This window comes from Chamaesiphon polymorphus CCALA 037 (assembly GCF_003003845.1).
Taxonomy (GTDB): Bacteria; Cyanobacteriota; Cyanobacteriia; order Cyanobacteriales; family Chamaesiphonaceae; genus Chamaesiphon; species Chamaesiphon polymorphus.
In genome coordinates this window covers 1-10,678 of the sequence record NZ_PVWO01000171.1, presented here as the reverse complement: position 1 = coordinate 10,678, position 10,678 = coordinate 1, and the positions used below count along the sequence as shown (strand labels likewise).

The 10,678-nt window shown below is 46.2% G+C and carries 8 protein-coding genes; 4 read left to right on the top strand and 4 right to left on the bottom strand.

Annotation, left to right across the window (positions count from 1 at the left end; all coding sequences use genetic code 11):
* Together C7B77_RS30020 and C7B77_RS14295 are read left to right on the top strand one after the other, a co-directional pair.
* Positions 1–517, top strand: a 517-nt coding sequence (locus C7B77_RS30020) for a hypothetical protein (protein ID WP_181243867.1), incomplete at its 5' end; no start/stop codon positions are given.
* Positions 518–956: 439 nt separating this feature from the next.
* A complete protein-coding gene (locus C7B77_RS14295) occupies positions 957–3,185 on the top strand; it encodes a glycoside hydrolase family 57 protein (protein WP_106305875.1) in 2,229 nt (742 codons plus the stop codon).
* A 203-nt stretch (positions 3,186–3,388) separates the two neighbouring features.
* On the opposite strand, the gene C7B77_RS14290 is transcribed toward C7B77_RS14295, so the two are convergent.
* The 3 genes from C7B77_RS14290 to C7B77_RS14280 all read right to left on the bottom strand — a co-directional run bounded on the left by C7B77_RS14290 (position 3,389) and on the right by C7B77_RS14280 (position 7,434).
* The gene (locus C7B77_RS14290; RefSeq protein WP_245894198.1) at positions 3,389–4,762 is read right to left on the bottom strand and encodes an ammonium transporter; all 1,374 of its coding nucleotides are present in this window, start codon (positions 4,760–4,762) and stop codon (positions 3,389–3,391) included.
* A 384-nt stretch (positions 4,763–5,146) separates the two neighbouring features.
* The gene (purE, locus tag C7B77_RS14285; RefSeq protein ID WP_106305872.1) at positions 5,147–5,662 is read right to left on the bottom strand and encodes a 5-(carboxyamino)imidazole ribonucleotide mutase; all 516 of its coding nucleotides are present in this window, start codon (positions 5,660–5,662) and stop codon (positions 5,147–5,149) included.
* A 188-nt stretch (positions 5,663–5,850) separates the two neighbouring features.
* The gene (locus C7B77_RS14280; protein WP_106305869.1) at positions 5,851–7,434 is read right to left on the bottom strand and encodes an ammonium transporter; all 1,584 of its coding nucleotides are present in this window, start codon (positions 7,432–7,434) and stop codon (positions 5,851–5,853) included.
* A 262-nt stretch (positions 7,435–7,696) separates the two neighbouring features.
* On the opposite strand from C7B77_RS14280, the gene nagA reads away from it, so the two are divergent.
* Positions 7,697–8,851 (top strand): N-acetylglucosamine-6-phosphate deacetylase, encoded by a 1,155-nt coding sequence (gene nagA, locus C7B77_RS14275; protein ID WP_106305866.1) that lies wholly within the window; start codon positions 7,697–7,699, stop codon positions 8,849–8,851.
* Positions 8,852–8,980: 129 nt separating this feature from the next.
* Positions 8,981–9,718 (top strand): ATP-grasp domain-containing protein, encoded by a 738-nt coding sequence (locus C7B77_RS14270; protein WP_106305863.1) that lies wholly within the window; start codon positions 8,981–8,983, stop codon positions 9,716–9,718.
* A 35-nt stretch (positions 9,719–9,753) separates the two neighbouring features.
* Here the strand turns inward: C7B77_RS14270 and C7B77_RS14265 are convergent.
* A partial coding sequence (locus C7B77_RS14265) for a tetratricopeptide repeat protein (RefSeq protein ID WP_106305860.1) occupies positions 9,754–10,678 on the bottom strand: 925 nt, incomplete at its 5' end.

Here is a 10,678-nt window from a genome sequence, read left to right as displayed (position 1 = left end):
TCCAGCACCAGTGGGAGAGCCTTATTGTTATGTCGGGACATGGCAAGTTGCCGATCTGAGTCCTTATTGGTTGCCACTGGTACAAACCTTTACCCAAGCCAAAGTTACCGATCCACAGATGCTGGGCTATGGCAAAATTACGATTAATAGAGACGGTTATATCTCATTTGAAGCATTCGATTTGGAGCAAAGATACACTCTCAAATCGAAAGACACTGGAGCCAAAATCGATCGAATCGGGATGGGATTATCTGGTAATGCTGATGCGAGATTTCAGGTAAATCCCGATAGTACGTTGACATTTAACAACCAAAATTATCGACGACTGACGACCAGAGTTAATTTGGGTAGTAATGTCAAGCTCTCTGGCGAGCGATTATTTACCATCTTCGGCGATCGCGATCTACCCCCGACCAAATCCCAATATAAATGTCTCGATCGCGATAACATCACTCTCAGGATCTTTCTCCCCACCAGTCAAAAATCGATCTCGATTTCGCTCAAACGGATTAATTAGCGGGGATCGGGGAGTTGGGAGTTGGGAGTTGGGAGTTGGGAGTTGAGAGTTGGGAGTTGGGAGTTGGGGAGACGGAAAGTGATAGTTGTTCTTTTACCCATTACCCATTACCCATTACCCATCTACTCATCCACTCATCCACTCATCCACTCATCCACTCATCCACTCATCCACTCATCCACCCATCCACTCATCCACCCATCTACTCTTATCTCTAGATTAAGTGTTGTAAACCAACGGCGCGATCCCCGGTCGAATCTCGGTCGTGGTGTGTTTTAGCTAAAAGAAGTGAGTTAAGATCGCAAACGATCGGTCAAAATTTAACAACCTGCTCGAATAGCATACCGTTATAGACCTCGTTCTCCATCGTGGCAGTTGCTGCGAGCGGAGTATCGATTAGTATCCGCGTAAAAATCGATCGTGAATTTATAACTCATCTATGCCGCATCCCCTCCACGTCGCCTTTATCTGGCACCAGCACCAGCCTTTGTACAAGTACCGCGATGGTAAGTATCGATTGCCGTGGGTGCGTTTGCATGGGACTAAAGATTATCTAGATTTGATCTTGCTGTTAGAAAAGTATCCCAAACTGCATCAAACTGTAAATTTAGTACCATCGCTGATTCTACAGTTAGAGGATTACATTGCTGGGACAGCCTTCGATCCTTACCTAGAACTAGCTTTGATGCCGATCGAGCAACTTCAAGACTCTCAAAAGCAGTTTATCATTCGGCACTTTTTCGACGCCAATCACCACACGCTTATCGATCCGCACCCACGCTACAGCGAGCTATACCATCAACGCCAAGAGCATGGCGAACCGTGGTGTTTCGAGCATTGGATCGATCGCGACTACAGCGACTTATTGGCATGGCACAATCTCGCTTGGTTCGATCCCTTATTCTGGGAAGATCCAGAGATCGCCCACTGGCTCAAACAGGATCGGGATTTTAGCTTGAGCGATCGTCAGCGCATTTATTCCAAGCAACGGGAGATCTTACGGCGGATCGTCCCTCAACATCACAAGATGCAGGAATCGGGACAGCTAGAAGTCACAACGACGCCCTACACCCACCCGATTTTGCCACTTTTAGCCGATACCAATGTCGGGCGGGTAGCCGTTCCCAATATGGATCTACCACAGCAAAGATTTCAGTGGGCTGAAGATATTCCCCGTCATCTAAATAAGGCGTGGGATATGTACAAAGATCGCTTTGGCTGCGTGCCACGGGGCTTGTGGCCGTCAGAACAGGCGGTAAGCCCAGAAATGCTGCCTTATGTGGCTCGGCAGGGTTTTAAATGGTTATGTACGGATGAGTCGGTTTTAGGCAATACTCTCAAGCAGTATTTTCATCGCGATGGTGCGGGTAATGTGCTCGATCCGGAGTTATTGTATCAGCCCTATCGAGTCAGTACGCCCGATGGCGATTTGGCGATGGTCTTCCGCGATCATCGCTTATCGGACTTAATTGGGTTTACCTATAGTGGTATGGCCGCAGAAACGGCAGCAGCAGATTTAGTCGGACATCTACATGCGATTTCTAAATCCCTAATTGCCAAAGAAGGACATGGCGGCAGCAGCCTCGAAAAACCATGGCTAGTCACGATCGCGCTCGATGGTGAAAATTGCTGGGAGCACTACCACCTCGATGGTAAACCCTTCCTGGAACATCTCTATCAGACCCTCAGCGACGATGAGACGATTAAACTCGTCACCGTCTCCGAATACCTAGATGCATTTCCTGCAACAGCCAGTTTCCCCGCGCCTTCACTCCATACAGGTTCGTGGGTAGATGGCAGTCTGACTACCTGGATTGGCGATCCTGCCAAAAATCGCGCCTGGGATCTGCTTACCGCAGCTAGACAAGTACTGGCGAATCATCCCGAAGCTACCGAACAAACTAATCCTGCTGCCTGGGAAGCTCTATATGCTGCCGAAGGTTCGGATTGGTTCTGGTGGTTTGGATACGGGCATTCTTCCAACCAAGATGCGATGTTCGACCAACTTTTCCGCGAACATATCATCGCTCTGTATCAGGCTTTAAATGAGCCTGTACCGCCCGAATTGCGTCAACCAGTGGAATCCCACGAGCGGCGAACTACCTACCGTCCAGAGGGCTTTATCCATCCAGTTATCGATGGTAGTGGCGACGAGCAAGATTGGAATTATGCTGGACGCTTGGAAATTGGCGGTGCTAGCGGCACGATGCACCAAGCCAGTCCGATTCAGCGGGGGTTTTATGGTGCGGATCACATGAATTTTTATCTGCGGATGGATTTCAAAGCTGGGGTGAAACCAGGCTTAGAGATTCCTAATGAGTTGAATTTGGTGTGGTTTTATCCCAAGGAAATCATGCACAATAGTCCGATTCCTTTAGCCGAATTACCGCGCCAAGCACCGACTAATTATCGGTTCCACCATCGGCTCCTAATCGATTTAACAACTAAGTACACTTGGTTGCAAGAAGCGATGGATTACGATCGCTGGGAGGCTCGATCGAGTAACGCACAAGTAGCCTGGGATAAGTGTTTAGAAATCGCCGTACCGTGGGCAGATCTCAATCTAGAACCCGATTATGGGTTGCAAATGGCGTTGATGTTCTCCGATTGCGGTCGTTATCGTCAGCATATTCCAGAGCAGGGTTGGATTAGCTTACAAGTTCCATAAGTTAGGGGTTAGGCTCAAACCATAGATGTTGAGCACCAATCGCTCTAATCTAGCAACGCCGACTATCTTAACCGCTATAAATAAAGAGTCGGAGATTTAGTACCTCCGACTCTTTATTGATGATTAGGATTTGATTTTTCGATCGTGTTGATGAATTATGCTGATAGATAAAACACCATCCAACTAAAACCTTTAAACCTAAGTTATCCTTCTTTCTCAGCAAGACTCAAACCAGCAGCAAATTCTTCGCCGTAGGCTTCTTCACCATGCTCGTTGATATCTAAACCTTGATATTCAGCTTCAGGTTTGACCCGTAGATCCATGACTAAACTGAGACCTTTGATAATGACAAATGTCCCAACAGCCGCGATCGCGTAAGTAATTACCGTCGCGACAACTTGTTTGCCAAATAATTCAGGACTACCACTAACAATCAAACCATCAGCACCAGCAGAATTGATCGCTTTTTCGGCAAAAATACCAGTCAAAAGACCGCCGATAGTACCGCCGACACCGTGGACGGGGAAGGTATCGAGCGAGTCATCAAACTGTAATTTAGCTCTCAGGCTGACCGCAAAGAAGCAACAAGTCGCGGTAATTAAACCGATCAAAATTGCACTCAGTGGCGACACAAAACCAGCAGCAGGAGTAATCCCGACTAAGCCAGCTAAGAAACCGCTGGCAATCCCGACCGCAGTAGGTTTGGCGCGTAATACCCATTCCAAAATCAGCCACATCAGGCCACCCGCACAGCTAGAAACAGCAGTAGTTACAAATGCCACGACAGCTAGACCATTAGCACCGAGCGCGCTACCGCCGTTAAATCCACACCAGCCAAAGAATAACAGTCCGATCCCCAGCAGCACATACGGCACATTGTGCGGTGCTGCGGGTTGATTGGGGTAGGTTCTACGAGAACCGATCGCCCAAGCGGCAACGACAGCGGAAACGCCAGAACTAACGTGTACGACGGTACCGCCTGCAAAATCTAGCGCACCAAGGTTAGAACCGATGTAACCTTTACCCCACACCATGTGAGCCAAAGGAGCATAAATAACTGTAGACCAAATTAAGATAAACCAGAAGTAAGCTTTGAAGCTCATCCGTTCGACAATTGCCCCAGAAATTAAGGCTGGCGTGATGATGGCAAACATCATCTGATAAATCATAAACAATTGGTGGGGAATCGTCCCGGCATAACCGACCGGATCGATTTTGTCAAAGGCAACTTGATTTAACCCAAACCAATTTAAGTTCCCAATAATTGGGTTGCTAGCGAAGATCATTTTCGCAGCATCTGTCGTCGTCGGTTCGGAGGAGAAAGCAATACTATAGCCCCAGAGGATCCAAGTTACGCCCACGACCGCCATTAGTACTAGACTCATCATCATGGTATTGAGTACGTTCCTAGAACGCACCAGCCCGCCATAGAAAAATGCCAATCCAGGAGTCATTAGTAAAACTAATGCTGAAGACATCAGCATCCACGCTGTGTCTCCAGTATTAATTGGATTGACATCTGCTGGTTTGACAGCATCCTGTGCTAGAGCATTGCCCATGAGTGGCCCACTGAGCATCCACGCAGCTATCAAACTTATTATGAGAATTTTTTTGAACACTTTAGTTCGAGCCTTTACATGCCAGAGTATTTGTTTGAGCGATCGTTATGTATCGTAGTGAACAGTTTTGTGTTTGAAGATACAAAATTTCTGTATTCTAGGATACATTTTTCGACGTCAGCATTATCTATCGATTCAAGATAGTAATCTAATGCTTGGCATGTTTTAGAATCTCCATTACAAATATTCTTTAATTGGCACGATCGACTGAAACTCGATTGCTCTACGTTTGTATGTTTAAAAATTACAAATATTTGGTCGCGGAACGAGCGATTTGTCTTAATTGAAGAACATATCGCTCTTACATCGATCGACTCAATAAATTAGCGATCGACAAATCGATTAGGTAGCAAAATAATTGTGATAGCCGACTGCTTCTAACTTAGCTTGTTTGTCTAAGACCATCTCTTTGAGACTCTGCCGATAAGATTGAACTTGAGCTAGTAGTTGTGCATCTTGAGTAGCCAGGATTTGGACGGCGAGTAGTCCGGCATTTGTAGCATTGCCGATCGCGACTGTCGCCACGGGGATGCCTGCGGGCATTTGCACGATCGAGTACAGCGAATCAACCCCCTGTAATGTCTTGGTTTGAACGGGTACGCCAATTACTGGTAATGGGGTCAAAGCAGCTACCATTCCTGGTAAATGTGCCGCGCCACCTGCACCAGCAATAATTACTTTCAAGCCTCGTTGGTGTGCTGTTTGGGCGTATTCCACCATGCGATCGGGGGTGCGATGTGCCGAGACGATCGCGACTTCATGAGGAATCTCAAATTGTTCGCAGATTTCGATGGCGGCTTTCATCGTTGGCAAATCTGAATCGCTACCCATGATGATGCCAATGAGGGGAGATGTCATAGTTGGGAATTGCTAGATAGATAGATAGATAGATAGTTACTCAAAGCTATGAGCATCATAGGGTATTGGCGAACCGAATAGGGAATAGGGAATAGGGGATAGGGAATTATTTAAAGACAAAAAGACTAGGCTGCTGGAGAGCCTAGTCTTTTTGTTGAGATTGGACTTCTAAATCAAGTCCTCAGATCTTAGAGATTACCACTCACTTCTGGATATTCGGCACTACCACGACTAGATTTACGCCCAGAGTGAATCTCTTTGCTGTAGTCAGCTCCGCCGCCGAGTGACGAGCCTGGATAGGCTTCCATTCCGTGTTCGCTGATGTCTAGTCCTTGGAATTCTTCTTCCTGAGTAACCCTAATTCCCAAGGTCGCTTTCAGAATTGCCCAGAAGATGAAGCACAGAACGACTGTCACTCCACCAACTGCCAACGTCCCAACTAGTTGATAGCCCAATTGCTCGAAACCACCATTAAAGAAGAGACCCGGTTTCGGTGCGGGAGTAACGCCATAAACATCGCCCTGACTGAATAAGCCGACGGCTAAAGTACCCCAAACCCCATTGACTAAATGCACCGAAGTTGCACCAACAGGATCGTCAATTTTGATTTTATCGAAGAAGCTAACTGCGAACACAACTAAGATGCCACCTACGGTACCGATAATTGCGGCTGACGGCACGCTAATCCAAGCGCAGGAAGCAGTGACAGCCACTAGTCCGGCTAAAATCCCATTGATAATCATCGAAAGATCGGGTTTACCTAGTACTACCCAAGCGACGACTGTAGCGGCAATACCGCCGAAAGCACCACCAGTATTAGTAGTCACGGCAATATGTCCGATCGCACTAGACACACCCATTGTCGAACCAGGGTTGAATCCAAACCATCCGAACCACAAAATCAAGCAGCCGAGAGTCGCAATACTCATATTGTGACCTGGGATCGCATTGGCACTACCATCACTATTGTATTTACCAATTCTCGCCCCAAGTATCCAAGCACCAAGCAGAGCAGCCCAGCCACCGACGGAGTGGACGACAGTAGAACCAGCAAAATCATAGAAGCCCAAGTCGGCTAACCAACCAGCACCCCAGATCCAGTGTCCGGTAATCGGATAAACAATCCCGACTAGTAATAAGCTAAAAATCAGGAAGGAGAGAAATTTAATCCGTTCGGCAACTGCTCCAGACACGATCGTGGCTGCGGTACCAGCAAACGCCAGTTGGAAAAAGAACTTAGTACTTAAAGGTACTCCCGTCCAATTCAGCGGGGTAAATGCTCCCTTGTAGGCAGTACCCATAGCTGGGCTATTGTCCGCGCCCATCAGGAAGAAACCATCGGTACCGATGATGTTGTTGCCTTCGCTAAACATCAAGCCAAATCCGATCGCCCAGAAAGCGACGCTGGAGAGAGCGAATACGATCAGGTTTTTTGCCAAGACGTTGACAGCATTTTTCTCACGACAGAATCCAGTTTCCAACATGCAGAAACCAGCATTCATAAAGATGACTAGCATGGCGGCGATTGTCACCCAAGCCGTGTCGAGATTGACTTTAAGTTCTTCCGCCATTTTAATTGCATCTGGCGGAGCGTTCTGTGCTACGGCTGCAACATTCCAAAATACGATAATTGCGATCCCAATTGGCAAGCAACTACGCCAAGTTACTGACAGTTGTCTATACCAATTAATGGCGAATAGCCTTCTAAGCATTCGATCGACGCTTTTTTCCGTAGATCTATGTTGTTGGTTTGCGCTTACTTTTGAAACCATAAATAATTCTCTCTTTTTTCGATTGACAAATCGAATAAACTATGTAAAAGGATGAACGACAGTCATTAGAGCGGTTGGCTCATATTGAGCTTTACTATACTGCGATCTGCCGATCGTGTCGAGAAAATTGTCAAGTCGGCTCCAGCACCTTTTATGTATTTAATTAAACAATGGACGAGATCGATAAATGGTCAAATAAGATACAAATTGGTATATTGACGATCGACCTATCCCCAGATCTTACAGCGACAGATTGACTACGATGAAAGACTACAAGATTGCCAATGCACGAGTACCTGGATACGCCGGATTGCAGGAGATTGCCATTAGCGATCGCCAGATCGTCAACATCGATCGATCTGTGCATCTCGATCTGCCAATTGTCGATGTCGCAGGGGACTGGATTTCGCTCGGTGGTGTCGATCTGCAAATTAATGGCGCGCTAGGATTGGCATTCCCTGACGTGCAAATGGGAGATCTAGACCGATTGGATCGGATCTGCGATTTTCTGTGGGAGCAGGGGGTTGATGGATTTTTACCAACGATCGTCACGACTTCGATCGAGAATATCCATCGCTCGCTCGCTGTATTTACCAAATTTATGGCTCATCAGCGTCCCGATACCGCGCAATTACTCGGCGTTCACCTCGAAGGGCCATTTCTCAATCGCCAAAAACGAGGCGCGCACCCAGAAAATTACTTACTTCCATTAAACAGTAAATTTGTTACAGAGGTTCTAAGTAAATATGCTGATACAGTGAAAGCGATCACCTTGGCACCGGAATTAGATCGGACAGACTCGGTTATCCCTTATCTGAGGTCTTTAGGCATTATTGTCAGTTTGGGACACTCGGTGGCGAATTTCGAGCAGGCTCAGAGCGCATTTGCTAGCGGCGCATCGATGGTAACTCATGCTTTTAATGCCATGCCAGGATTGCACCATCGCGAACCGGGGCTGCTGGGTGCTGCCTTGACTCAACCGCACGTCCAATGCGGATTTATCGCCGACGGACAGCACGTTCATCCAGCGATGTTAAAGGTACTCTTGCGATCGGGTAGATATAGCGAAGGATTATTTTTAGTCAGCGATGCTTTATCCCCGTTGGGGTTACCCGATGGTAAATATCCTTGGGACGATCGCGAAATTGAAGTAATTAATGGTACGGCAAGATTGCCAGATGGAACGCTTTCTGGTACCACTCGATCGCTTTTAGTCGGCGTCCAAAATTTAGTTAAATGGGATGTTTGCGACATTGGTGACGCGATCTCTTTAGCGACTAGTGCGCCACGTCAAGCAATTGGGCACTCTACTAGTTATATAGGTCAAACTGCAAATTTATTGCGGTGGAATTGTAATGTCGATCGAGAATTAAATTGGCAAAGACTCTCAATCTCTTCTTCCAATCTTCCAAAGTAACCAGAATTATAACTAAAACCAGGCAGAGCAATTTAGGTTACTACTTTACACTCCCTGTCTTGTCTCGCTAAACCGTCGGCAAAGCCGACGAGCGCAACTCCCAACTCCCAACTCCCAACTCCCAACTCTATGAAAGCCTACATCATTCAAAACAAAGATGGCGAATTTGCTAGTGTCAATTTTGCTGTTGCTTATGATGGCTTTCGGAAAATGGGCTGGGAGATCGTCACTTTTAGCAGACAAGACAATACGCTAGAAGATCTAACACCAGAAGATGTCGTGGTGGGATATATCGAAGATGTCAATGCTGCTTTTATTCGGTTAGGTATTGCAGCCCCTGTAGAGATTAATTATCCCGATGAATTGACAGAATTTCTAGGCCGCAAGATTTGGAAATCGCGGATTAATTATATTGCCAAACATCCAGAGACTTGGAATGTTTTTATTAAGCCGACAACTTTAACAAAAAAATTTACAGGACGAGTAGTTCGCAGCCCCAAAGATTTGATTAGTTGCGGCGATGAATTTGAAGATACTGAAATTTGGTGTTCGGAACCAGTCAAGTTTTTAGCAGAGTGGCGATGTTTCGTTCGCCATGGCGAAATATTGGGCGTCAAATCTTACTATGGCGATTGGCGCGTCCATTTCGATCCGCAAGTTATCGAACAGGCGATCGCGGCTTATACTTCTGCACCCGCCGGATATGCAGCCGATTTTGGCGTGACAGACAAAGGCGAAACATTACTAATCGAAGTCAATGATGGTTATTCGATCGGTGCTTATGGTTTGTTTCCGCCAGATTATGCTCGGTTATTAGCATCGAGATGGGCACAGATAACTGGCTCTAGAGATTATTCAATTTATTAAGAGCAGAAAGAGTATAATTAAAAGCCTGCTCGATCTCAGTTATTGACGTGTTCGCAATTTCGATCGACTCGATCCAGAAATCTGTCTTTATAATCCTGAGGCGTGTAAAAAGGTTTCGCTTGCTGTGGCGTTATTTTCTTGAGACAAATCAGCCGATAAATTCTATATTTTCCATACGGGCTGACATTGTTATTTGCCGAATCTGGACTGGCTTCATCAATGGGTAAGACTGCTACTTTCCGATACCAAATTAATGCTTTGGAAATATTGGGAGTAGTGCCTTTACCAGTTTCATACATCGTCCCGACATCGAGCCAAGTCCAAGGATTGTTGCTATTACTCATTACCCGAAGAGCTGTGGTATATTGCTTGGCTTCATATAATAGTTTTCCATAAGATGCGACAACATCCATGTTCTGTGGATCTGCTGCAAATGCTTGTTTGAGATAAGCTAACTGGGCGGTTCTACTTTTGGGTACATACCTAGAAATAGCACCATAATTTTGATTATTATCGGGGTTACTGAAGTTGGCAAAATCGAATAAAACTTCAGCTTTGCCCGATCGCGATGCAACAACACGCGATCGATTCAACCATTTTAGTGCTTCATCATAGTCGAGATCGACACCCATTAAACCATAAAAATACGTGCGATAAAGCTCGTAAGTTGCTGGAAAATAATTGAGTTCGGCAGCGCATCGATACCATTTCAAGGCATTCGGCAGCTCGCTTTCTTTTCCAAATCCCAGTTTATACCAATCATAGGTTTTTGCTAATAAATAGCAGGCTACTGGGTCGTTAAGATCTGCCAATGCTTGCAATTTAGCGCGCAGCGCAATTGCCCGATCGCGATCGAATTTGCCAATTTGATATATGTCGATCGTCTCTGCCGTCAGTGCTGGCGAAACTTGGGTTTTGAGCGGGTAGGATGCAGATTGAGTTGGGACTGGATAAGTGGTT

What these genes read in the sequence shown, in the direction of transcription:
- C7B77_RS14295 (WP_106305875.1), top strand. Translation starts at nt 957, where the DNA reads ATGCCGCATCCCCTCCACGTCGCCTTTATCTGGCACCAGCACCAGCCT.
- C7B77_RS14290 (WP_245894198.1), bottom strand. Translation starts at nt 4,762, where the DNA reads ATGCTCAGTGGGCCACTCATGGGCAATGCTCTAGCACAGGATGCTGTC.
- purE (WP_106305872.1), bottom strand. Translation starts at nt 5,662, where the DNA reads ATGACATCTCCCCTCATTGGCATCATCATGGGTAGCGATTCAGATTTG.
- C7B77_RS14280 (WP_106305869.1), bottom strand. Translation starts at nt 7,434, where the DNA reads ATGGTTTCAAAAGTAAGCGCAAACCAACAACATAGATCTACGGAAAAA.
- nagA (WP_106305866.1), top strand. Translation starts at nt 7,697, where the DNA reads ATGAAAGACTACAAGATTGCCAATGCACGAGTACCTGGATACGCCGGA.
- C7B77_RS14270 (WP_106305863.1), top strand. Translation starts at nt 8,981, where the DNA reads ATGAAAGCCTACATCATTCAAAACAAAGATGGCGAATTTGCTAGTGTC.